At 71.9% G+C, this 22,695-nt stretch carries 17 protein-coding genes; 11 read left to right on the top strand and 6 right to left on the bottom strand.

What is annotated here, in order from left to right:
* Positions 1 to 2: 2 nt before the first annotated feature.
* The 3 genes from E5N76_RS02360 to E5N76_RS02370 all read left to right on the top strand — a co-directional run bounded on the left by E5N76_RS02360 (position 3) and on the right by E5N76_RS02370 (position 2,530).
* Positions 3 to 1,139, top strand: a complete 1,137-nt coding sequence (locus E5N76_RS02360; protein WP_149535684.1) for a DUF4340 domain-containing protein — start codon at positions 3 to 5, stop codon at positions 1,137 to 1,139.
* Positions 1,136 to 1,600, top strand: coding sequence for an NUDIX hydrolase (locus E5N76_RS02365; RefSeq protein WP_149535685.1), 465 nt, complete (start codon positions 1,136 to 1,138; stop codon positions 1,598 to 1,600). The genes E5N76_RS02360 and E5N76_RS02365 overlap by 4 nt, the downstream gene beginning before the upstream one ends.
* 417 nt (positions 1,601 to 2,017) lie before the next feature.
* Complete coding sequence (locus E5N76_RS02370; RefSeq protein ID WP_187829930.1) at positions 2,018 to 2,530, top strand: DUF924 family protein; 513 nt, start codon at positions 2,018 to 2,020, stop codon at positions 2,528 to 2,530.
* Between the two features lie 152 nt (positions 2,531 to 2,682).
* Here the strand turns inward: E5N76_RS02370 and E5N76_RS02375 are convergent, their stop codons facing one another.
* Together E5N76_RS02375 and E5N76_RS02380 are read right to left on the bottom strand one after the other, a co-directional pair.
* The gene (locus E5N76_RS02375; RefSeq protein ID WP_149535687.1) at positions 2,683 to 3,684 is read right to left on the bottom strand and encodes an NAD(P)-dependent oxidoreductase; all 1,002 of its coding nucleotides are present in this window, start codon (positions 3,682 to 3,684) and stop codon (positions 2,683 to 2,685) included.
* A 53-nt stretch (positions 3,685 to 3,737) separates the two neighbouring features.
* A complete protein-coding gene (locus E5N76_RS02380; protein ID WP_149535688.1) occupies positions 3,738 to 4,616 on the bottom strand; it encodes a hypothetical protein in 879 nt (292 codons plus the stop codon).
* A gap of 340 nt (positions 4,617 to 4,956) precedes the next feature.
* Between E5N76_RS02380 and E5N76_RS02385 the strand changes: the two genes are divergently transcribed.
* A complete protein-coding gene (locus E5N76_RS02385) occupies positions 4,957 to 6,360 on the top strand; it encodes a dipeptidase (RefSeq protein WP_149535689.1) in 1,404 nt (467 codons plus the stop codon).
* A gap of 169 nt (positions 6,361 to 6,529) precedes the next feature.
* On the opposite strand, the gene E5N76_RS02390 is transcribed toward E5N76_RS02385, so the two are convergent.
* Positions 6,530 to 7,519, bottom strand: coding sequence for a Bug family tripartite tricarboxylate transporter substrate binding protein (locus E5N76_RS02390; protein WP_149535690.1), 990 nt, complete (start codon positions 7,517 to 7,519; stop codon positions 6,530 to 6,532).
* Between the two features lie 391 nt (positions 7,520 to 7,910).
* Positions 7,911 to 8,876: a Bug family tripartite tricarboxylate transporter substrate binding protein gene (locus tag E5N76_RS02395; protein ID WP_149535691.1), complete on the bottom strand. Its 966-nt coding sequence runs from the start codon at positions 8,874 to 8,876 to the stop codon at positions 7,911 to 7,913.
* A gap of 605 nt (positions 8,877 to 9,481) precedes the next feature.
* Here E5N76_RS02395 and E5N76_RS02400 point away from each other — a divergent pair.
* Together E5N76_RS02400 and E5N76_RS02405 are read left to right on the top strand one after the other, a co-directional pair.
* Entirely contained in the window at positions 9,482 to 10,129 is a 648-nt protein-coding gene (locus E5N76_RS02400) for an enoyl-CoA hydratase/isomerase family protein (protein ID WP_235907549.1), read from the top strand.
* Entirely contained in the window at positions 10,126 to 10,881 is a 756-nt protein-coding gene (locus E5N76_RS02405; protein ID WP_149535693.1) for an enoyl-CoA hydratase/isomerase family protein, read from the top strand. The genes E5N76_RS02400 and E5N76_RS02405 overlap by 4 nt, the downstream gene beginning before the upstream one ends.
* A 169-nt stretch (positions 10,882 to 11,050) precedes the next feature.
* Here E5N76_RS02405 and E5N76_RS02410 read toward each other — a convergent pair whose 3' ends face one another.
* Positions 11,051 to 11,860 (bottom strand): septal ring lytic transglycosylase RlpA family protein, encoded by an 810-nt coding sequence (locus E5N76_RS02410; RefSeq protein ID WP_235907541.1) that lies wholly within the window; start codon positions 11,858 to 11,860, stop codon positions 11,051 to 11,053.
* Between the two features lie 239 nt (positions 11,861 to 12,099).
* Complete coding sequence (locus E5N76_RS02415; RefSeq protein ID WP_149535695.1) at positions 12,100 to 13,083, bottom strand: lytic murein transglycosylase; 984 nt, start codon at positions 13,081 to 13,083, stop codon at positions 12,100 to 12,102.
* A gap of 214 nt (positions 13,084 to 13,297) precedes the next feature.
* Between E5N76_RS02415 and E5N76_RS02420 the strand changes: the two genes are divergently transcribed.
* The 5 genes from E5N76_RS02420 to E5N76_RS30910 all read left to right on the top strand — a co-directional run bounded on the left by E5N76_RS02420 (position 13,298) and on the right by E5N76_RS30910 (position 22,693).
* On the top strand, positions 13,298 to 14,698 hold the full coding sequence (locus E5N76_RS02420) for an MmgE/PrpD family protein (RefSeq protein WP_149535696.1): 1,401 nt from the start codon (positions 13,298 to 13,300) through the stop codon (positions 14,696 to 14,698).
* Positions 14,699 to 15,431: 733 nt separating this feature from the next.
* Positions 15,432 to 17,114 (top strand): ankyrin repeat domain-containing protein, encoded by a 1,683-nt coding sequence (locus E5N76_RS02425; protein ID WP_187829933.1) that lies wholly within the window; start codon positions 15,432 to 15,434, stop codon positions 17,112 to 17,114.
* 899 nt (positions 17,115 to 18,013) lie between these two features.
* Positions 18,014 to 19,549 carry a calcium-binding protein gene (locus tag E5N76_RS02430; protein WP_149535698.1) on the top strand — a complete coding sequence of 512 codons (1,536 nt, stop codon included), beginning with the start codon at positions 18,014 to 18,016 and terminating at the stop codon, positions 19,547 to 19,549.
* 247 nt (positions 19,550 to 19,796) lie between these two features.
* Positions 19,797 to 21,086, top strand: a complete 1,290-nt coding sequence (locus E5N76_RS02435; protein ID WP_187829934.1) for a glycosyltransferase — start codon at positions 19,797 to 19,799, stop codon at positions 21,084 to 21,086.
* The gene (locus E5N76_RS30910) at positions 21,086 to 22,693 is read left to right on the top strand and encodes a methyltransferase domain-containing protein (protein ID WP_149535700.1); all 1,608 of its coding nucleotides are present in this window, start codon (positions 21,086 to 21,088) and stop codon (positions 22,691 to 22,693) included. The genes E5N76_RS02435 and E5N76_RS30910 overlap by 1 nt, the downstream gene beginning before the upstream one ends.
* The last annotated feature ends 2 nt before the right edge of the window (positions 22,694 to 22,695 follow it).

A 22,695-nucleotide genomic window follows, 5' to 3' on the forward strand; every position in this document is an offset into this window, starting at 1 on the left:
CCATGCAGCGACGCCATCTCCTCCTGCTCGGCGGCGCGGCCGCCGCCAGCGTCGCCGCCGCCCTGCTGCTGACGCCGCAGAAGGTGGAGCACGCCACCCTGCCGAATGGCGGCCTCGCCTTCCCCGGCCTGGCCGACCGGCTGCAGGGCGCGGCGCGGATCGAGGTGCGGAAGCCCGACGCCACGCTGGTGCTGCAGCGCCAGGGGGAGGCCTGGGTGCTGCCGGAGAAATCCGGCTACCCGGCGCGGCCGGAGAAGGTGCGCGAGGCGCTGATGGGGCTGACCGAGCTGCGGCTGGTGGAGCCGCGCACCAGCGACCCGGCGCAGCTTGAGCGGCTGGGGCTGGACGATCCCGCGAAGCCCGGCAGCACCGCCCTGCTGCTGCGCGTGCTGGACGGCGCCGGGGCGCCGCTGGTGGAGCTGGTGGTCGGCCGCCGCCGCGTCCGCACCCAGGGCAATCTGCCGGAAAGCGTCTATGTCCGCCGGCCGAACGAGACCCAGTCCTGGCTGGCCGAGGGGCGGCTGGCGCTGGACGCCGATCCGCAGCTCTGGATCGACCGCGACATCGCCAATTTCCCCGCCGAGCGGGTGCGCAGCCTGGCCGTGACCCGCCCGGGCGAGGCGCCGCTGCGCCTGGCGCGGGAGGATGCGCCGGACGCCAAGCTCAGATTGGCGGAACCGGCCGGCCAGGCCACGGACGAGGTGGCGGTGGAGGAGGTGGCGCGGGCCTTCGAATACCTCACCTTCCTCGATGTGATGAAGGCGGCGGAGATGCCCGGGGAGGCGCTGGGCGAAGGCCGCTTCGGGCTGAGCGAGGGGCTGGCCGTCACCGTCACCGCGGCGAAGCGGGGGGAGGATGTCTGGGTGCGGCTGGTGGCCGAGGGCGGCGAGGCGGCCGCCGGGCTGAATGCCCGCTGGCAGGGCTGGGCCTATCAGGTGGGAAGCTGGAAGGAGAAGGCCTTCGTCCCGCGCCTGGCCGATCTGCTGCCCCGCCCGGCCGAGCCGGCTGCCGGGGCCGCACCCGCTGCCGCCCCGCCGGCCGCCGGCGGCCCCACCGCGCCCGCGCCCGCCCCTGCGGCCCCCGGCGCCACGCCGCCTGCCGTCACGCCGCCCGCCACCCCAGCGGCGCCGCCGCAATGAGCGGGGGGCCGGAGCGGCGGGACTACCCCACCCGGCCCTGGGTCGGCATCGGCGCCATCATCTTCGAGGAGGGCCCCCCGGGGGAGGAACGCGTGCTGCTGGTCCGCCGCGGCAAGCCGCCGCGGGAGGGGAGCTGGTCCCTGCCCGGCGGCGCCCAGCACATCGGCGAACGCGCCGAGGCCTGCGCCCGGCGCGAGCTGTTCGAGGAAACCGGCATCGAGGCCGGCCCGTTGGAGTTGGCGGCGGTGGTGGACGGCATCAGCCGGGACCCGGACGGGGCGGTGCGCTACCACTACACCATCATCGATTTCTGCGGCCGCCGCAGTGGCGGGGAGGCCAGGCCGGGCGATGACGTTGCCGCCATTGCCTGGGCCCTGCCGGAGGAGCTGCCGGCCTATGACCTCACCCCCGAAGTGCTGCGGGTGATCGCCGAGGCCCGCGAGCGGCTGCGCCAGGGCTGAATGGCGGCCGGGTAGTTTGCAGCCCGACCCAGGGCCTGATGCCAACGGACCGGTTCGCCGACCGCCCGGGCCGTGCAGGCGGCATCGGAAGGCGCCCTGCCCGGATCACTGATCGGACCCCCCTGGTGTGCAACCCGGGCCGGGGTTGGGGGGGGGGCGGCCGGCGGCCCAAGGGCAAGAAGGCGGGGCTCTGCCGGGCAGTGGCCGCCGCCAGCGGGCCAAGCCCGATCCTTCTTTTCACTTTCCTTAAACCTGGCGCCGCCTGCGCCAGGCTCTCCACTCGCGGCGTGACCTTTGTCACAGCGCCAGGCGCCAAAGCGCTTATTGCAACCCGGGCCGTTTCATGTCTGAGGCCCTTCCATGCCGCATGCCCCCTGCCCCCTCCGCGCCCCGAATTTGCCGCCAGAGGCCAGGGCCGTGCTGCGATGCTGGAAGGCGGCACGCCTCACCCCGGACCACCCGCCCCGCCCGGACCTGGCCACCCGCCTCGCCGCCCGCTTCCTCATCGTGCATGAGGCGGCGGCGTCCGGCGCCCGGGCCGGCTGGCAGGCGCTCGCCGCGGGCAGCCTCGCCCTGATCCTGCTGCTCGACCAATTCCCCCGCCTGGTCTTCGCCGGCGGGCCGCGCTGCTTCGCCACGGATGCGGCGGCCAGGCGCGTCGCGCGCGCCGCCCTTGCCCAAGGCCAGGACCTGGAGCTGCCGCGCGCCTGGCGGCCCTTCGCCTATCTGCCCCTTGGGCATTCCGAGGCGCTGGAGGACCAGGAGCTGAGCGTCGCCCTGTGCGGGCTGCTGCCCCATCCTGTTCCGGAGGAGACAAGGCGGCGGCGGGACATCATCCGCCGCTTCGGGCGCTTTCCGGGGCGGAATGCGGTGCTGGGCCGGGAAAGCACGGCGGAGGAGCGGCGCTTTCTGGCGGGCGTGCCGCATTGAGGGGAGCTCTGCTCCCCTCAAACTCCCCTCGCCAAGGGCCGAAAGGCCCTTGGAACCCTTGAGTTTTGCAGCCGACGGTCGAGACGCCAAACGCATGGTTTCCAAGGGCCCTTCGGCCTTTGGTGGGGGATTTGAGGGGGGCAAAGCCCCCCTCAAATCCCCAGCAGCTTCAACCGGAACGCCGCCTCGGCATTCACCGCATGCTCCGGCAGCCTGCCCTCCGCCAGCGCCGTCACCTGCTTCACCGTGTCGAAGGCCTGATGCTCGATCGCCTCCGGGGTCAGCCCGCCGATATGCGGCGTGGCGATCACCTTCGGGTGTCGCGCCAAGGCAGGGCTCGGCATCTGGTCCGGCGCCCGGCCGACATCCAGCGCCGCCCCGGCCAGGCGCCCGCTTTCCAGCGCCGCCAGCAGCGCCACCTCCTCCACCAGATTGCCGCGCGAGGGATTGATGAAGAAGGCCCCCGGCGACATGCGGGCGAAGGCCCTCGCATCCATCAGGTTCTCCGTCGCCTCGTTCGCCACCGCCAGACACACCACGATGTCGCATTCCGGCAGCAGGTCCTCGAGGGCCAGATGCTCGATCCGCGCATCCTCCGGCGTCGCATGGGGGTCCGCCACCTTCACCCGCATCCCCAAGGCCAGGGCGAGCGGCGCCAGATACCGCCCGATGGCGCCATAGCCGATGATGCCCAGCGTGCTGCCGGCCAATTGCCGCCCCATCGCCGCCGCCGGCACCTGCCCGGCATGGTAGCTCTCCGCCGCCGCGGTGATGCCGCGGCAGAGGTCGACCATCATGCCGACCACCAGCTCCGCCACCGCCGGCACGAAGCCGGCCGTCGCCTGGGTGACCAGCACGCCGGCGCGGCTCGCCGCCGCGACGTCCACATTGCGGATGTCGATGGCGCAGCGATGGAAGGCGATGAGGTCCGGGGCATGCTCGAAGGTCGCGGCCTCGCCCGGGGATTGCCGGTAGCTGATGATGCACTGGCAGCCCGCCGCCGCCTCCGCCAGCTCCTGCCCCGCCAGGTGGCGGCCGGTCTCGTTCAGCTTCACCTCGGCCACCTGGCGCAGCGCCTCCAGGGCGCGGTCGCCGTAGTAATTGGCCAGCGCCTCCTCGGTATGCGTCAGAAAGACCTTCAGGCGGTTGCGCATGGCGTGTCTCCCGCGGGCCTGGAATCCCGTCAGGCCAGGATCGGCGGCCTGCTTCAGGAGCCTAGCAGACTGCCATAGGGCGGCGTCGCCCGGAGGCCGGAACCCGGCCTGGCTGCCGGCGCGCGCGGCCCCTCCGCCGGCCGCAACGGGACCAGCAGGTCATGGACGCCGCGCGTGCTCCAATGCCGGTCGGCGAAGAGCAGGCTGGCCCAGAGCAGAACGCTGCCCCCTGCCATTTCGAGGAATTCCTCCAGGCTGATCACAGCCAGGTCGATGCCGCGCAGCCGGCCTGCTTCCAGCGCGCCCTCGGGGAAGACGAAATTGCCGGCCGCCTCCACCCCCAGCGCTCCGGCCATGAGCAGGCAGATGCCGGCGAGCAGCCGCCGCGGCGAGCCGGGGACCTGGCCGAGGAAGCGCGCCAGCCGGCGCAGGCCCCAGGCCATCGCCAGCGCCGCCGGCAGCCCGATGGCGAAGACCCACAGCCCCGTCCGGTGGAAGGCCGTGCCGGCCCTGTTCCCGATCAGCCGGTCCAGCATGAGCCCGGCCCGCTCATGCCGGCCGCTGGCCTCGTCGATCGACATGGCGATGAAGGCGGCCGCCACCAGGCCGAGCATCCAGGCGGCGCGGTCCACCCGCCGGCTGCGCAGCGCAACCAGCGCGAGCAGAAGGCCGGCGAGCAGGAGCTTCGTCGAGGACCACCAGGATGGCAGGTTCCCCTCCTCATCGAGGTAGAGCAGGACCGGGATGCGGCCAGAGAGAGCGAAGGCCAGCGAGTTGGCGCCGATGAGGGCGAAATCCACAGCCAGGAGCGCCCCCAGCAACGCACCGCTGAAGCGGGGCAGCAGCCCCCCTGCCGTGCCGTCATCGCTGCGCGACAGGGCGGTATCCGGTGGGCGGGCCGCCATCGCTGCGTCGGTATGGGGTAGCTGCATCCGCTCGGGCTTCCTTCCAGCCTGCGCGCCTGCCATGGAGGGCGTCCCGCAGCGGTGAAGAGCGGCGCGGGCGTCAGCCCGGCGTCGGGCAGAACAACATGACGTTTTTCTTACGATAGAATGTAAGTTTGGTTATATTCTGACTCGGTTCCATCGGAAGACAACCCACATTCCGCAACCGCATGAATGCCAACCGCCGCGTGCAGGGTGGATCATGGGATCAGTATTGCGGGGCGATGCGGCGGCAGCGCCGGGTCCGGGACCATCCGTCGGCAAGGGCTCCGGCGCGTCGCAACCACCCTGCTGCGCACGGCGCCGAGGGATGGTGTAGCCTCCGCCCATGAGCACTTCCCTCGACAGCATCCTCGCCGAGATCGATGCCGGCGCCGCCGCCGCCCGGGACCGCCTGGTGGATTGGCTGCGCATCCCGAGCATCAGCGCCCAGCCCGCCCATGCGGCGGATTGCCTGCGCGCCGCCGAATGGGCGCGGGACCGCCTCGCCGCCATCGGCTTCCGCGCCGAGATCCGCCCGACCGCCGGCCATCCCTGCGTCGTCGCGCACCATCCCGGCACGGGCAGCGGCAAGGCGCCGCATCTGCTGTTCTACGGCCATTACGACGTGCAGCCGGCGGACCCGCTCAACCTCTGGACCTCGCCGCCCTTCGAGCCGGCGATCGTGGACGGGCCGCACGGCCCCCGCGTGGTCGCCCGTGGCGCGGTGGACGACAAGGGCCAGGTCGCCATGTGGCTGGAAGCGCTGCGCGCCTGGCACGCGGTGGCGGGCGGCCCGCCCTGCCCCATCACCGTGCTGCTGGAGGGCGAGGAGGAGGTGGGCAGCCCGAGCCTCGACGCCTTCCTCGCCGCCAACAAGGCGGAGCTGGCGGCGGATGTCGCCGTCATCAGCGACACCGGCATGTGGGACATCGCGACGCCCGCCATCACCACGCGGCTGCGCGGCATGGTCTATGCGCAGATCGACCTCTTCGCCGCCGCGCGCGACCTGCATTCCGGGCTGTATGGCGGCGCGGCGCTGAACCCGATCAACGCGCTGGCGCGCATCCTGGGCGAGTTGCAGGACGCCAACGGGCACATCCAGATCCCCGGCTTCTATGACGGCATCCGGGAGGTCTCCAACGCCCAGGCGGCGGAATGGGCGGCGCTGGGCTTCGACGAGGCGGCCTTCCTCGGCGAGATCGGGCTGAAGACGCCCGCCGGCGAGCGCGGCCGCGGCGCGCTGGAACGGCTCTGGGCCCGGCCGACCGCCGACCTGAACGGCATCTGGGGCGGCTATACCGGGGAGGGCGGCAAGACCGTCATCGCGGCGGAGGCGCATGCCAAGCTCTCCTGCCGCCTCGTGCCGGGCCAGGACCCGCAGAAGGTGGCGGCGGGCATCAGGCAATTCGTCACCGATCGCCTGCCGCCGGATGCGCGGGCGGAAATCGCCATCCTCAACACCACGCCGGGCATCGAGGTGCTGGCGGACAGCCCCTGGGTGAAGGCGGCGCGCGGCGCCCTGGCGGCGGAATACGGCAAGCCGGCGGTGCTGGTCGGCAGCGGCGGCTCCATCCCGGTGGTGGAGAGCCTGAAGCGGCTGCTGGGGCTGGACAGCCTGCTGGTCGGCTTCGGGCTGAACGACGACCAGGTGCACAGCCCGAACGAGAAATTCGAGCTGACCTGCCTGCACAAGGGCGCGCGGAGCCATGCGCGGATGCTGGCGGCGTTTGCCGGGGGCTTCGCCCCCTGAACCCCGCCGGGGGGAAGAGCTTCCCCCCGGACCCCGCCCTGAGTCCGCAGGTTCAACCGCCGGGCCTGAAAACTCAGACCGGGGTCCGGGGCCAGGTCCTGGCCCCGGCGGGAGTGCAGAGGGCGGCGCCCTCTGCTGGGGGTTTGGGGGCAAAGCCCCCAACACCCCCTCAATCGGCTTTGAGCCCAGCCTGCGCCACCACCTGCCGCCACAGCGGCAGTTCCGTGTTCAGCCGCGCCGCCAGCGCCTCCGGCGGCGTCAGCAGCAGGGCGCCGCCATTCTGCGCCATCAGCCCGGCCAGCGCGCTGGTGCGGAAGCCGGCCAGCGCCCCGGCCAGCTTCTGCACCACCTCCGGCGGCGTGCCCTTCGGCCCCAGCAGCGCGAACCAGATGGAGAGCGCGGCGCCCGGCACCACCTCCTGCAGGCAGGGCACGTCCGGGATCACCGGGCTGCGCGCCGTGCCGCTCTGGCCGATGAAGACCGCGCGGCCTTCCTTCGCATGCGGCATGCCGGTGGCCAGATCGACCGACATCAGGTCGATATCCCCGCCGAGGAACGCCCCCACCATCTGCCCGCCGCCGCGATAGGGCACATGCGTCCATTCGATGCCGGCGCGCAGCGCGAAGAGCGCGCTGACCATATGCGTGGTGGTGCCGTTGCCGGAGGAGCCGATGGTGACCGCGCCCGGATCCGCCTTCGCCAGGGCGATCAGCCCGGGCAGGTCCTTCACCCTGCCGTTCGGCCGGGCAGCGAAGCCCATGGGCGCCTCGGAGATCAGCGAGACCGGCACCAGATCCTTCTGCGGGTCGTAGCCGATCTCCGGCTGCAGCGCCGGCTGGATGGCGATGGCGCCGGTGGTGAAGAGGAAGGTGTGGCCGTCCTGCGAGGCGATGACGGCCTGGGCGCCCACCGCCCCGCCGGCGCCGCCGCGCGTCTCCACCACCACGGGCTGGCCGAGCACCGGCGCCAGCGCCTCCGCCAGGAAGCGGGCGGGGATTTCCACCGGGCCGCCGGCGGCGAAGGGCACGACGAAGCGCAAGGGGCGGTTGGGCCAGCGCGGCTGGGCCAGAGCCGGCTGGGCCAGAGCCGGCTGGGCCAGAGCCGGCAGGGCAAGACCCGGCAAGGCAAGGGAGGAGATGAGCAGATCCCGGCGACGCATGGTCGAACTCCTGAAGCGGTGGCGACGTCCCTCCCTGGCTTCTGCGCTTGCTCTTGGCCCCGCCCGGCTTAACCGACCGTTATGGCGGCGCGGCCGGCACGGGGTCGTGGCACGGGGCTGCCCGGCTTCCCGAGCATGGCTGCCCGGCTGGCCCTGTCCAGTGGGCGCGGCGGCGTCGGCGCCACGCGGCCTGACCGGCGCCCCGCCGGCCGGGTGGCGCCATGCCTGCCGCCGCCGCGGCTGGAGGGTCGTCCGCACGCGGACGGAAGCGCGTGACCCTCGGTGCCGCTGGCCGCCGATGATGGCGGGTCGTCCGCGCGCGGACGGCAGCGCGGGTCATGGCCCGGCTTTGGCTCGCAATTCACGTAGGCCAGGCCCGCGCGACGACGCGCTATTCCGCCCGCAGATTCGCCGCCGCGGCAACCCGCTTCCATTGCGGCACCTCGCGCGCCAGGCGCTCGGCCAGCGGCGCCGGCGGCGTCAGCAGCAGCTCCACCCCGGTGTCGCGGAAGCGCTCCGCCAGGGCGCTGCCTTCCCGCAGCGGGGCGATCTCCGCCGCCAGCTTCTCTGCCAGCGCGGGCGACAAGGCGCGCGGGCCGAAGAAGCCGTACCAGATGGAGATGACATAGTCGGGCACCTGCTCCACCGCCGCCGGCACCTCCGGCAGGGACGGGATGCGGTTTCCGCCCGTCACGGCGATGGCGCGCAGCCGCTTCTCGCGCAGATGCGGCATCGCCTCCCCCATGCCGGTCACCATCAGCTCGGTATCCCCGGCATAGAGCGCGTTCACCGCCTGGGCGGCGCCGCGATAGGGCACGTGCAGCAGCTCCACCCCCGCCATGCGGCAGAACAGCGCGCCGCCGAGATGGGTGGTGGAGCCGGCGCCGGAGGAGCCGTAGCTGATGCTGCCCGGCTTCGCCTTCGCCCGGGCCAGCAGGTCCTCCAGGTCGCGCACCGGGCTCTCCGGCCGGGCCAGGAAGACCATGGGCGCGTCGGTGAGGAGCGAAATGGGGGTGAAATCCGCCAGCGGGTCGAAGCCCGGCGCCGGCATCAGCGCGGGCAGGATGGCGATGGCGCTGGTCGTCACCAGCAGCAGATGCGGGTCATTCGCCTGCGCCACGCTCTGGATGCCGAGCGCCCCGCCGGCGCCCGGCTTCGCCTCCACGATGGCCGGCTGGCCGAGCCGGGGGGAGAGGTGCTCGGCGATGAAGCGGGCGGGGATCTCCACCGGCCCGCCCGGGGCGAAGGGGACGATGAAGCGGAGCGTGCGGCCGGGCCAGGCCGGCTGGGCCAAGGCGGGGCAAGGCAGGACGGGCAGGGCCAGGCCAGCCAGCAGGGCACGGCGGGGGACGCGCATTTCGGTTTCCTCCCATTTGGTGCGAGCATGCGGCCAGGGGCGGTGGAGGAACAGGGGGCGGGGCGGTCCGCGGGGTCTTTTCGCATGGCGGGCGGGTGGGGCCGGCCTGCCCTGGCGGCGTTGTCTTGGCGCCCGGCGGGCGGGCTCCCTCGCCTCCGCCGTCCTACGGCCGGCCGCTCTTCCGCCGCTGAAGGGAGCGCACAAGCAGGCCGCCAGTGTCCCGCTTCCGCAGCCCTGCGGACTTCGTTCTCGGGCCACTGGCTTGTGTTTTTCGTGGCCTGCTTGTCCGCTGCCTTCGCTGGAAATCCAGCGAACTCGGCGGGCAGGACACTAGAGCGGTTTCACGCTGACTGTGCAGCGCGAAACCGCTCTAGCTTATGGCTTGTAGAGCAGATTCACGCCTCCGGGCGATGCCGCCCTCCGGCGATCTGCTCTAGACCCAAAGGCCGGTGTCCTGCCCGTGAGTTCGTCGGATGCCGGCGAACGGGCCGGGCAGGCCGGCCACCGCGAGCAAGTCTTGAAAGCCGAAGGCCGCAGGGCTGCGGCTCGGGACACCGGCGCGGCGCCCGCCGCCGGGACGCAGGAATGAGGAGAGCGACGCCTTGGTGCTGCTGGTGGAAGATCACGGCCGGGTCCGGGTGCTGCGGCTGAACCGCCCGGAAAAGCGCAACGCGCTGAACGCCGCGCTGGTGGAGGCGATCATCGCCGGGCTGCGCGCGGCCGGGGAGGCGGAGGCGGTGGCGGCGGTGGTCATCGCCGGCGCCGGCCCGGGGTTTTCCGCCGGCGCCGATCTCGGCGAGCGGGCCGGCCTGGATGCGGCGGGGCGCGAGGCCCGCGCCGCGCTGAACTGGGTGCTGATGGCGGCGCCCGGCCAGCTCGGCAAGCCGGTGGTGGCCGCGGTGCAGGGGGCGGTGGTGGGGGCCGGCGCCTCCCTGGCCCTCTCCTGCGACATGGTGGTGGCGGCGGAAGGCGCGCGCTTCCTCTATCCGGAGGCGAGGAACGGCATCTACCCCTCGCTGGTCGCGCCGATGCTGCTGCGGGCGCTGGGGCCGAAGGACGCGTTCGAGCTGCTGACCACCGGCCGGCCCTTGCCCGCCGAGGAAGCCCGCGCGCTGCGCCTGGTGAACCGCATGGTGCCGGAGGCGGCGCTGCTGGCAGAGGCCTGTGCGCTCGCCGAGGTCGCCGCCACCTACCCGCCGGAGGAGATGCGCCGCATCAAGGCCATGCTGAATGCCGAGGGCGCGCCGCGATGAGCCCCGCGGGGACAGGCGTGCTGCGCTACGCCGCCGATGCGCGCGGCGTGGCGACGCTGACGCTGGACCGGCCGGCGGCGCGCAACGCCTTCAACCTGGCGCTGGCGGAGGCACTGGCCCTCGCCTGCCGCCGCGCCACCGAAGAAGGTGCGAAGCTGGTGCTGCTGCGCGCCGCAGGCCCGGTCTTCTGCGCCGGCGCCGACCTCAAGGAACGCCAGGGGATGAGCGACGAGCAGGTACGCGCCCGCCGCCTTCGCGGCTTCCTGGCCTATGCAGCGATCGAGGCGCTGCCCATGCCGAGCGTCGCGGTGGTGGCCGGGCCGGCGGTGGGCTCTGGCGTGGAGATCGCTGCGGCCTGCGACTTCATCCTGGCGACGCCGGCGGCCAGCTTCCGCACGCCGGAAGCGCTCTGGGGCACGGTGGGCGCGACGCAGCGCCTGCCGCGGGTGCTGGGGGCAAGGCTGGCGAGGGATTTGATGTTCACCGGGCGGGTGCTCTCCGCCGCGGAGGCGCTGGCGCATGGGCTGGTGACGCGGCTGGTGGCGCCGGCGGCGCTGGAGGCCACGGTGGAGGAGATCGCCGCCACCATCGCCAAGGCGCCGCCGGCGGCGCTGCGCATGGCGAAGCGCTGCATCGCCGAGGGGCTGGACCGTGACCCGCGCGGGGCGCTGGCCACCGAGCTGCTGGCGATCGAGGAGAACCTGGCGGCGGCGGAGTGGCGGAAGGCGATGGCGCAATTCGGGAAAGGCTGAGAGACGAGGTGGCGCTAAAAAGAAGATGGGGGCTTCGCCCCCATGCCCCCCAGCAGGGGGCGCTGCCCCCTGCACCCCCGCCGGGGGGTGGACCACCCCCCGGGCCCCGGTCTGAGTTTGCGGGCTGAGCCGTCACAGCCACGGGGGGGCGTGTTAGGGCCCCCGTCCTTTAGTCGATCAGCAGCTTCGGGTCGGGCAGGCCGCCGCGGCGCAATTGCGCCAGCGTCTGGTCCGCCGCCGCCAGGCTCGGGAAGGGCCCCAGGCGGACGCGGTATTGCATGTCCCGCCCGATGCCGAAGGGCTCCACCCACGCCCCGGCCCAGGCCAGGCCCTGCGCCTGACGGCGCGCCTGGGCCGGCTGGAAGAAGGTCCCGGCCTCGATCAGGATGCGGATGGGGCCGACCGGGTATTCCGCCACCTGCTCCGGCAGCTTGTTGGGCGGCAATTCCGGGGCAGCGAATTCCTCCCGCGCCAGCGGCACGGCGCCGCCCGGGGCGCTGCGCCCGGCGCCCTGGCGGGCACCGGGGGGCGGCGGCAGGGCCTCGCGCTGCACCGCGCCGCTGGGCGCCGCCGCCATCTCCAGCGGCGCCGCCTCCCGGTTCGGCAGGGCGCCGGCCAGGGCCCGGCTCGGCGCTTCGTCCACCGCAATGCGCACCGGAATGGCCCCCTCCCCCGCCAGCCCCAGCAAGGCAGCGGCGCGCGCCGAAAGCCCCAGGATGCGCCCCGGCTGCATCGGCCCGCGGTCATTCACCCGCACCCGGATCTCCCGCCCATTCGCCAGGTTCCGCACCCGCAGGATCACCGGCAATTGCAGCGTCCGGTGCGCGCCCATGAGCTGGTCCGGGTCGAAGATCTCGTTGCTCGCGGTCCGCCGCCCGGCCCGGCGGTCCGGCAGCCGCACCGCATAGCCGGTCTCCACCAGGGTGAAATCCTCGCGCGGATAGGACCACGCCCCGCCCAGGCTGTAAGGCTCCCCCACCACATAGCGCGGCGGCGGCGGGGGCGGGCCGCGCTCGCAGCCCGCCAGCAGCGCCGCCAGCAGCAGCGCTGCCGCGCCCCCCCACGGAGCCCGGCGCGAAAGGGTCTGCGGCCTGCCCCGTCGGGTCGTTTCCGCCCGGGCGTCATGCGCCGGGCATGCCGCTCGCGGGACCTCCGCCTCCTGGCCAGGACGCGCAATCCCCCGCCGATCCGCTGCCAGGCCCCCTGCGCGACAGGCTCTCATGCCACCCGGTCGGAGAGCAGCCCGACCGCCAGCCCGTAATTCACCGGCGGGTTATAGCGGCGGATCACCCGCAGATTGTGGTGGCCGAGGAACACCTGGCCGGAGCCGCGATTGGGCAGGATGAGCTGGGTCTCGATCTCCGCCGCCGGCAGCGGCCTGCCATCCGCGGCGCGGAAGCCCATGCGGGCGAAGTCGCGCAGCGGCCGCTTCGTCTCGGTATCGGCGCCGGCGAGGGAGAAGCCGGCGGGCGGCAGGGTCACCCGGCCCCAGGGCTCGCCCTCCCGCCAGCCGCTGCGCTGGAAGTAATGCGCGATGGAGGCCAGCGCATCCGCCCGGCTGTCCCAGATGTCCCGCCTTCCGTCGCCGTCGAAATCCACCGCCAGCCGCTCGAAATTGCTCGGCATGAATTGCGGCTGGCCCATGGCCCCGGCCCAGGAGCCGCGCATGCGGTCCGGCGTCACGTCGCCGGCCTGCAGCACGCGCAGCGCCGCCAGCAGCTCGGTGCGGAAATAGCTGGCGCGGCGGCCCTCCCAGGCCAGCGTGGCCAGCGCCTCGATGACGCCGAAGCCGCCGGTATTGCCGCCGAAATTGGTCTCCACCCCCCAGATGGCGACGACCACGCGGGGGGAGACGCGGAAGCGCGTCTCGATGGCCCGCAGCAGCGTGGCGTTCTCCGCGTAATTCCGCTGCGCATTGGTGATGCGCGTGGCGGAGAGCATGATGCGGTCGCGGTATTCCTCCCAGGTCAGCCCGCCTTCCGGCTGGCGCCGGTCCAGCTCGATGACGCGGGCATTGGGCCGCAGCCCCGCAAAGGCACGGCCCAGCGTGGCGGTGGAGATGCCGGCGCGGCGCGCATCCGCCCGCACCCCGTCGAGAAAGCTTTCAAAGCCCTGGTCGGCCTGCGCCAGGGCCGGGCCGGAAGACGCCGCGGGAGCCGCCAGGGCGGCGACTCCGGCCAGCAGGGAACGCCGTTCGAGCATGGCGCAGAGGTGCCATGGCCGGGGGCCTGCTGCAACGCGTAGGCGAGGGGCGTGGGCGAGGGGCGGCGTGCGGGGCAGGCGATCCCTCGACGCCGGGCCTCCGCGATGCCGGCGCCCTCGCCCGCATGCCTGCTTCCCTGGCCCGGGGCCAGCCCCACGCTTGCCCTGGGCCGCCAGGGGTTTAGAATCCCGCCAGATCCGCTGGAGGAAACCCATGGCCGCCGTTACCGCCGAGCTCGCCCGCTATTGCGCCAGCCTCGATTTCGCGACCCTGCCCGCCGAGGTGAAGGAACGGACGCGGTTCCTGGTGCTGGACCTGGTGGGCAATATCGTCCGCGGCCGGCATGATGCGGAGAGCACCCCTGCCCTGCTCGCCATGGCCCGCGCTTTGGGGCTGGCCGCTGGCGGCTCCGCCGTGCTCGGCGATTCCGCCCGCTACACCCCGGCCGGCGCCGCCATGCTGAACGGCGCCCTGGCCCATTCGCTGGATTTCGACGACACCCATGCCGCCGGCACGCTGCATCCCGGCGCGCCGGTGATCCCGGCGGCGCTGGCGGCGGCGGAGATGGTGGGCGCCGATGGCCGCACCGTGCTCTCCGCCATCGTCGCCGGCTATGAGACGACCTGCCGGCTGGCGCTGGCCCTGCCGGGCGGCGACCACTACGACCGCGGCTACCACCCGACCGCCACCTGCGGCGCCTTCGGCGCGGCGGCCGCCGCGGCGCGGGTCTTCGGCCTGGATGCCAAGGGCTTCGAGGACGCTTTCGGCATCGCCCTGTCCCAGGCCGCCGGCTCCCTGCAATTCCTCGCCAACGGCGCCTGGACCAAGCGCTTCCAGGTGGGCTGGAGCGCGATGAACGGCCTCGCCGCCGCCACCCTGGCGCGCGAGGGCTTCCGCGGCGCCGCCGAGGCCTTCGAGGGCAAGGCGGGCTTCCTCCGCGCCTATGCGCCGAACCCGAAGCCGGAACGCGCCCTGCAGGGGCTGGGGACCGAATTCGAGCTGATGAACACGGCGGTGAAGCCCTACCCCTCCTGCCGCTACGGCCATGCCGGGGTGGACGCCGCCATCGCGCTGCGCGCCGAGCACAACCTGAAGCCGGAGGAGATCGAGAGCGTCACCATGGGCCTGCCCAACAAGGGCATGCTGCTGGTCGGCGCCCCGCTGGCCTATAAGCAGAACCCGCAGAACGTGGTGGACGGCCAGTTCAGCGGGCCCTTCGTGGTGAGCTGCGGCCTGGCCTTCGGCCATATGGGCTGGGACAGCTACGCGCATCTGCAGGACCCGGTGATCCGCAGCCTGCTGCCCAAGGTGAATTGCGTGGAGGATCCGGAGATCCAGGCGCTGTTCCCCACCTATATGGCGGGCAAGCTGACGGTGAAGGCGCGCGGCCAGGAATTCGTGAAGCTGGTGAAGGTGGCGAAGGGCGAGCCGGAGAATTTCCTCACCGAGGCCGAGCTGCGGGCGAAGTTCCACGGGCTGGTGGATGCGGTGCTGGGCGCGGAGCGCGCGGCGCAGCTCGCCGATGCGGTGCTGGGGCTGGAGCGCATGGGCGACGTGAACGGCATGATGCGGCTGGCGGCGCCGATCATGGCGGCACGGCTGGCGGGGGAATAAGGCCTCTCCCGGCGGGCAGCGGCGTTCGGCTGGCGCCGCTGCTGCCCCGCACCCGGTTCCGAGCGGCCGGGCCGGAGGCCGCCGGACTGGCTGATCGGCTGACGGGCGGCGCCCGCCAGCCAGCCCCACCGCCTCATCCGGCTGGCTCCCGGCCAGCCCCGCCGCCGGCCGGAGGGGCCACCGGACCGGCCACCGCCCTGCCCCCGATGGCTGTCACGCCCGGACCCGGCTGCGGCGCCGCGCTGGATAAACGTGACGAATGTGAATCGCCGTTTCCGCTACTGTAGCGCCCCCCCCAAACGCCGCTTTCCGCCGTCTGTCGCCGTTCGTCGCCACCAGCGCCATCATCGGATAGCCGGCCTTCCGGCCGGGTTCGGGCTGAATGGTCTTCCGTGTGGTTTGGCGACAAGGCTTGGGAGAACGCCATGGCTGCCCTCGCGGGTTAGGCCGACTGGGCAATAACCGCAAAGCAACGGCCCCGGTCTATGCGCCCGCGAGGCAAGACGTCGTGGCCGAGACTGATGATTGAGCCGTTTATCTAGCTTGCAACCTTGCAGCGTTTCGGTTGACACCAGAGAACCGGACGCCGATAACTGCTCTCAGAGCGCTGTGGGGCGCCTCCGGTCCGCGGCAAGGGAGCGAGCTCCCGCCCATCTTGAAATGATCGACACGTTTCTCGCCCCTTCTTCCAGCCTGTTTCAGCGGACGCCAGGCAATGGGAAGGAAGGTCGTCATGAGCCGTAAGCTCACTACGCGTTCGAGCCTCTACAATCTGCGAAACGAAGCCAGGCGCTGGTTGAAGGCGCTGCAAGCCGGCGACGCCGATGCGCGCCGCCGCCTGGAGGCCGCCGTACCCGCGGCCCCCGCCGAGCCTGCATTGCGCGATGTGCAGTTCGCCCTGGCGCGCGAGCACGGCCTGCCCGGCTGGGCGGCGCTGCGCGACGCGGTAGAGGATATGAAGCGATCCCATGCTGAGCGGGTGGAACTGGTCTTGCGCTCCGCCGACTGGGCCGGCGACCATGCCACCGGCGCCCGCCTGCTGAAGCACTGGCCGGAAATCGGCAAGGACAGCCTGTACACCGCCGCGGCGAGCGGCGACCTAGCCGAAGTCGAGCGGCGGCTGGCCGCCGATCCCGGTGCCACCAATCGCAAGGGCGGCCCGCTGGATCGCGAGCCTCTGCTCTATCTAGCCTATTCGCGCCTGCCCGGCAGCGAGACGCATGCGTTGGAGATCGCACGTCGACTGCTGGACCAGGGTGCTGATCCCAATGCCCGCTGGATCGGACCGTGGGGACCGCCGGCCTTCACCGTGCTTACCGGCCTGATCGGTGAGGGCGAAGGCGACCAGCCGCCGCATCCTCGAGCGCGGGAGCTTTCCGAGTTGTTGATCGAGCGGGGCGCCGACCCGTTCGATTTTCAAACGCTCTACAACATCTCCATCACTCGGGACGACACGGACTGGTTAGAATTCCTGTGGTCACAGTCGGAACGCCGCGGCACGCTGAACGCGTGGCACGATCCGGAAGGCGCTGACATCGGCGGCAAGATCAGCGTCCTCAATTATCTGCTCGGCAATGCAACCGCCTATAATCACCTGAAGCGCGCGAAATGGTTGCTGGCGCACGGCGCCGATCCCAACAGCCCGCATGCCTATTCCAAGCGGCCGCAGCGCGAGGAAGCATTGATCCACGGTCACTTCGAGATGGCGGGGCTGCTCGAACAGTTCGGTGCGGAGACCACGGCGCTGGAGGGGCCGTCGGCCTTCCGAGCCGCGTGCATGAACCTCGACCGCGAGGCGGCACGGGCGATAATCGCGAGCCGACCGGAATATCTTCGCGATCCGGAGCCCATGCTGACCGCCGCCCGCGCTGGCCGAGCCGACGTCGTCTCGCTGCTGCTGGACCTCGGCGTAAACGCAGATGTCGCCGACAAGATCGATCAGCGCGGATTGCAGGTTGCCGTCGCCGGCGGATCTCTGGAGGTCGTCAAGCTGTTGGTCGCCCATGGCGCCGATATTGACCGGCCGACCACCAGCGTCGGCGGCGGGGCGATGGGATACGCGTCCCACTTCGACCGGCGCGAGATCGCCGCCTTTCTGGCGCCGCTCAGCCATGACGTGCACGAGCTGACCTTTCTCGGCTTCAAGGATCGGCTTGCCGAACTATTTGCCGCCGATCCGGCGCTGGTGAACGTGCGCCATGCCGAAATGGGCTGCACTCCGCTGTTCGTCCTGCCCGCCGATGAGGATGAAGCACTGAAGATGGCAGCATTCCTTTTCTATTACGGAGCCGATCCGAATATTCCGGACTTCGCCGGCGTCACGCCGGAGGAGGCTTGGCGCAGGAATGGATTCATCGCGCTTGCCGATTTCCTGCAGGTAGGAGGTGTCAGGCACTTCAGCGGAATGGGCGGATGAGGAATGGCCAGCTTTGCTTAAAATTCGAACAGATCCTTCCGCGGATGCCGTGCGGTTGATTTCGGCGAGTGCTCGGAATCCCTGAAGGTCTGTACGGTCAGTGGGGACTCAATCTGCCGAAATGGGTCTTCCAACAGGTTTCACCCGGAGCGATACGGACGGATTTGCCGAAGCGCGCCGCCGTGTCTACTACGTTGAGCGCTCAGTAATTCATCTGGCGTAGCCGTTGTGGTTCCTGCGTAGGACACGGCGGCAGTCCGCGGAAGTTGGCGCACCCCCCGATTCGAACGGCATGAGCCATCACGGCGCCGGAGTCCGGCCTCGTGCCGCGGCCGTATTTTATGAAAATTTCCGTTCCCGCCTCTAGAGCGGGATCGGTTGAGCTGCGCTCACCCGCCCCCGCTCTAGCTCATTGTTCGTCGCGTGATTCACGGTTTCGGTCGATTCGACCTCAACCGATCACGCTCTAGCCCCGACCTTGACGGCCCCGCAATAGACTGATAGAAAAGGCAACGAAAAAGCCGTATTGCCGGAGAACCCTCGTGCCAATTCTTAACGGCCGCCAAATCACCGATGGGGTCGAGGGGCATGCTCCATATGGTTACTATAGTCTTTATTCGGTCGCAGGGGCAACATCGGAGCTTAACCTCGCTGCAGCCGGCGGAATCCGCCTGGTCGCGGCGGCGCTTGATGGCGAAGCGGGGTGCGCCCGCAGCGCCGGCCTCGCAATAGCCGCCAGCGGCGACGCCGCGCCCGCTGCCGTTGCCCCCGCTGTCATTGCCCCCGCTGGCCAGCTGGGGCTGAGCAGCGGCGCGGTCATCACGATCGCGGCCACAGCCGCGGCCGCGCCGCTGACCCTGGCCGCCAGCAGCGAGCCGGCCGGCGCCGCGCCGGAAAGCGTGGGCGCCGCGGACACCATGGTCGGCGGCATCGGCAACGACACCTACATCATCGACAACCCGGCCGATGTCGTCGTGGAACTGCCCAATGAGGGCATCGACACCGCGGTCCTGGCCCTGGCCAGCTACACCCTCCCCGCCGAGGTCGAGAACCTGCTCATCGCCTATGCCCCCGGCGCCGCCGGCTTCGGCACGGCATCGGCGAATGTCATGATCGGCGGCGGGGGCAACGACACGCTGGTCGGCCTCGGCGGCGGCGACACCTTCAGCGGCGGCGCCGGCGACGACGTGATCTACGCCTATACCTCGGACAGCATCAATGGCGGCACCGGGCGCGACGTGCTCTACATGATGGACGATGTACCCGCGACCCTCGCCCTCGACGCCACCAGCATCGAATTCGTCAGGGCAGGGTTCAGCAGCGACATCATCATCGCCGCGGGTCAGACCCAGACGGTCGAAATCTATGCCAGCGGCGGGAACGACCAGGCCATCGGCGGCAGCGGCCATGACTGGCTCTGGGGCGGCGTCGGCGACGACACGCTGCTGGGCAATGACGGGGACGACGTCATCGTCGGCGATCTCGGGGCCGACAGCCTCTCGGGCGGGAACGGCAATGACCGCATCTACTACGACCCCACCGATACGGTCGATGGCGGGGCCGGTTTCGACGCCATCTATATCAGCGGCGGTGCCGGCACCGCCCTGAACCTGGCGGCGACCGGCATCGAATGGGTCACCGACTACGTTTCCGGGAACGACACGCTGGACGCCTCGGGCACGTCATCGGGCGTGGAGCTGTACAGCGGCGGCGGCCATGACAGCCTGGCCGGCGGCAGCGGCGCCGACCTGATCTTCGCCGGCAGCGGCGACGACACCCTGATCGGCGGCGCCGGCGATGACGGGCTGATCGGCGAGGAGGGCGCCGACCTCATCCTGGGCGGCGACGGCAATGACCGCATCTATGCCGACACCGCCGATACGGTGAATGGCGGGGTTGGCTACGACATCATGTACCTGACCACCGACCTGGCCTTCACCGTCGATCTCGGCGCCATCCAGGTCGAATGGCTGCAGAGCGGCGCGGGCGACGACAATATCAGCAGCAGCGGTGCGGCCATCCAGGTCTATGCCGGGGCCGGCAATGACACCGTCTCGGGCAGCGCCGGCGTCGACACCCTCTGGGGCGGTGGCGGGGCGGACAGCCTCTTGGGCGGGGGCGGCAGCGATACCCTGGTCGGCGAGACGGGGGCCGATACGCTGCGGGGCGGCGCCGGCAATGACCAACTCCATGGCGGCTCGGGTGCCGATGTGTTCGTGCTCGACAATGGCTGGGACGCGGACACCATTTTTGACTGGGAGGCCGGGATCGATCTCATCGATGCCCGGCCGCTGGCGTCCCTGGGCGTCCACGGCGTCGGCAGCTTCACGATCGGCAGCAACGGCACCTCCGCCGTGGTCAGCTATGGCGGCAACATGCTGACCATCGCCAATGCCGCCGGCCTGATCTCCGCCGCCGACTTCCTGTTCGGCTGAAGCGTCGCCGCCGGATGTATCGATCGGTAAATGGCAACGGCTGGAGTTTCGTCTCCCGGAAAATTCCGCTGTAGTTATGGCCATGACAGCCGCTATGAACATGTCGTGAGGGAATGGTCATTACGGCTGGCCGGCGGTGGGCGGAAGAATGGAGCAGAGCGACCCGTCGATGGTCATGGGCAGGCTGCGGCCTGACCTGGGCTGCGATTCCGGGCTTGGTTTCGGGGTAGGCGCCAGCAGGCCGGCCGTGGCGGTGCCGGATGGGCTGCGGGTGCTGCATGTGGTGCCGACAGTGGACCAGGGCGGCGCGCAGAAGCTGCTGGCCGACCTTGTCAGCCACGCCCCGCCCTGGGCGACGCACCGGATCATCGCCCTCACCGGCGATCCTCCCTTCTTCGAGTTCGGCGCGGCGGAGATCTTTCGCCTTGGCCTCAGGCGCGGCGAGGTCTCGTTCCAGGCCCTTTCCCGTGCCCGCGCGCAGGCCCGCGCCTTCGCGCCGCATGCGGTGCATGGCTGGCTGTATCACGGCAATCTCCTGGCCAGCCTGCTGCTGCCGGGCGTGCCGCTGCTGTGGTCCATCCACAATACCAGCCTCCCGCGGGCCGACACGGCCTGGCTCACCCGCGCCATCGCCCGCCTGTCCGGGATGGCCTCGGGCTGGGTGCCGCACCGGATCGTCTATTGCTCGGCCGACGCCCGCACCCTGCATGAGCGGGAGCTCGGCTACGCCGCCGCGCCGGGCCGGGTGATCCCGAACGGGGTGGATTTCGCCGCCTTCGCCTTCAGCCAGGCCGCCCGCGACCGGCTGCGCGCGAGCTGGGGGCTGGGCCCGGCGGAGGTCGCCATCGGCAGCATCGGCCGCTGGGACCCGCAGAAGGACCACGCGACCGTCGCCGCCGCCCTGGCGCTGCTGCCGCCCGGCCCGCGCCGCTGGGTCGTGGCGGGCACCGGCTGCGAGGCGGCCAATCCGGACCTCGCCGCCCTGCTCGGGCGCCACGGCCTGGCCGGCCGGACCCTGGCGCTCGGCCCGCGGCAGGACATGCCCGCCCTGCTCTCGGCGCTCGACCTGCTGGTCATCGGCTCGGCCTATGGCGAGGCCATGCCGGTGGTCGGCCTGGAAGCGGCGGCGAACGGCCTGCCGGTGGTGGCCACCCGGGTCGGCTCGGCGCCGCTGCTGGTGGCCGGGCCGGAGCTGCTCGCCGCCCCGCGCCACCCGGCCGATCTGGCCCGTGCCATCGCGGCGGCCACGCCCCGCTCTCAGGCGGCAGTGACGGTGCGGGAAAGGCTGCGCCCGCACTGCGACATTGCCGCCACGACCCGGACCTATCATCGGCTGTACCGGGCACTGGCGGGCAATGACCGGTCTACTGAATTGCGGCCTCGCAGCGGCGATGAATACAATAGGCTTGCTGGTAACGATCGCAACCGTTACCCGGCCGCGGCAAGGGCCATGGGCCCGGGCCGCAGCGCCGGCGCCGCCCAGACCATGTTGACCTCGACCCCAGAGGGACTCGCCGTTAAGGGAAGCGGAAGGTGATGGAGCGTCTGGCGTGCTCGAAGGCGGCGAGCTTCCACCCGGTGGAGGCGGCGATCCATATCGCGCGCTACGCCCCGGCGCTCGGCGCCTGTGCCGGCAGGCGCGTGCTCGATATCGCCTGCGGCGAGGGCTATGGCGCCTTCCTGATGGCCTCGGCCGGGGCTGCCGAGGTGGTCGGCGTGGAGATCGATGCCGCGGCGCTGGAGACGGCACGGTCCCAGTTCCCGCACCCGGCGCTGCGCCTGCTGCAGGGCGACGCGGAGCGGGTGGACGAGTTGCTCGGCGCGGCGCGCTTCGACCTGATCGTCTCGCTCGAGACCATCGAGCATCTGCGCGACCCGCTGCGCTTTCTTGCGGCGATCGGTCGGCTGCGGGCGGAAGGGGGTTCGGTGCTGCTCTCCTGCCCGAACGACCATTGGTACTACACCGCTGAGCAGTCCAACCCCTACCATGTGCGGAAGTACCACTTCGCCGAATTCCGCGCCCTGACGGAGCAGGTGCTGGGGCCGGCCGGGGCATGGTTCATCGGCACCGCGGCGCTGGGCTTCACCGGCGTGCCGCTGCAGGGGCTGGCGCCGGGCCGGGACGGCAGCGACCATGCCCGCGCCCGGCCGCTGCCGGCCGGCTTCCTCTGCCCCCCGGGCAGGGAGGATCCGGTGACGGCCGAGCGGGGCAGCTATTTCTTCGGCGCCTGGGGGCCGGAGGCCGAGCGTATGCTGGGCGCGGCGGTGTTCCCCCTCTCCATGGACCGCTATGCCGAATTGACGGCGACGCAGCAGGCGCTGCATCAGGCCAGGCAGCAGCTTGAGGCGGAGCGCGCGACATGGGCCGGTGCCGACGCCGCCTTCACGGCACGACTTCGAGAGTTGGAGCAGGGGTTCCACCAGGCGACGCGGCAGCTCGAGGCGGAGCGCGCGACATGGACCGCCGCCGAGGCCGCCTTCACGGCGCGGCTGCAGGAATTGCAGCAGGGAGTCCACCAGGCCACGCAGCAGCTCGAGGCGGAGCGCGCGGCATGGGCCGCCGCCGAGGCGGGACTCACGGCGCGCCGCCAGGAGCTGGAGCAGAGCCTCGCCGAGGCCCGCGCCGCGGGCGAGCGTGAGCTCCGCCAGCTCCGCGGCATGCTGGAGCAGGAGCGCAGCCTGGCGCGGGTGCAGGTGAACGCGCTGCGCCAGGAGAACGACATCCTGGCCGAATCGATTGCCGCGATGCGCAGGCGCGAGGCGGCGGCCGCCGCGGCGGCGCAGACGCGGGAAGCGGAGCTGGCCGCCGCGGCGCAGGCGCGGGAGGCGGAGCTGGTCGCCACAGCAGAGGCGCGGGAGGCGGAGCTGACCGCCGCGGCGCGGGCGCAGGAGGCGGAAGCGGCCGCCGCGGTGCGCCTGCGCGAGGCGGAACTGCTCGCCGCGCTGCACGCCCGCGAGGCCGAGGCCGCGCGGGAATTGGCAGCGCTGCGCGAGGAGCGGGATTTCCTCGCCACCGAGCGCGCCCGCATGATCGAGCGGCTGCGGCCGGTATGGTGGGTGGCCGCGCGAACGCCGCGGCCGGTCAGGCTGGCAGCGCGCGCCGCCGCCGGGCGGCTGATGCGCCTCGCGGCGCCACGGGGCTGACG

The organism is Siccirubricoccus phaeus (genome assembly GCF_008360935.1).
Classification (GTDB): domain Bacteria; phylum Pseudomonadota; class Alphaproteobacteria; order Acetobacterales; family Acetobacteraceae; genus Siccirubricoccus; species Siccirubricoccus phaeus.

Bases quoted from the DNA above. Each gene is read 5' to 3' on its own strand.
- E5N76_RS02360 (WP_149535684.1), top strand. From the start codon at position 3: ATGCAGCGACGCCATCTCCTCCTGCTCGGCGGCGCGGCCGCCGCCAGC.
- E5N76_RS30910 (WP_149535700.1), top strand. From the start codon at position 21,086: ATGGAGCGTCTGGCGTGCTCGAAGGCGGCGAGCTTCCACCCGGTGGAG.
- E5N76_RS02420 (WP_149535696.1), top strand. From the start codon at position 13,298: ATGGCCGCCGTTACCGCCGAGCTCGCCCGCTATTGCGCCAGCCTCGAT.
- E5N76_RS02390 (WP_149535690.1), bottom strand. From the start codon at position 7,519: ATGCGTCGCCGGGATCTGCTCATCTCCTCCCTTGCCTTGCCGGGTCTT.
- E5N76_RS02365 (WP_149535685.1), top strand. From the start codon at position 1,136: ATGAGCGGGGGGCCGGAGCGGCGGGACTACCCCACCCGGCCCTGGGTC.
- E5N76_RS02375 (WP_149535687.1), bottom strand. From the start codon at position 3,684: ATGCGCAACCGCCTGAAGGTCTTTCTGACGCATACCGAGGAGGCGCTG.
- E5N76_RS02405 (WP_149535693.1), top strand. From the start codon at position 10,126: ATGAGCCCCGCGGGGACAGGCGTGCTGCGCTACGCCGCCGATGCGCGC.
- E5N76_RS02395 (WP_149535691.1), bottom strand. From the start codon at position 8,876: ATGCGCGTCCCCCGCCGTGCCCTGCTGGCTGGCCTGGCCCTGCCCGTC.
- E5N76_RS02415 (WP_149535695.1), bottom strand. From the start codon at position 13,083: ATGCTCGAACGGCGTTCCCTGCTGGCCGGAGTCGCCGCCCTGGCGGCT.
- E5N76_RS02385 (WP_149535689.1), top strand. From the start codon at position 4,957: ATGAGCACTTCCCTCGACAGCATCCTCGCCGAGATCGATGCCGGCGCC.
- E5N76_RS02425 (WP_187829933.1), top strand. From the start codon at position 15,432: ATGAGCCGTAAGCTCACTACGCGTTCGAGCCTCTACAATCTGCGAAAC.
- E5N76_RS02380 (WP_149535688.1), bottom strand. From the start codon at position 4,616: ATGCAGCTACCCCATACCGACGCAGCGATGGCGGCCCGCCCACCGGAT.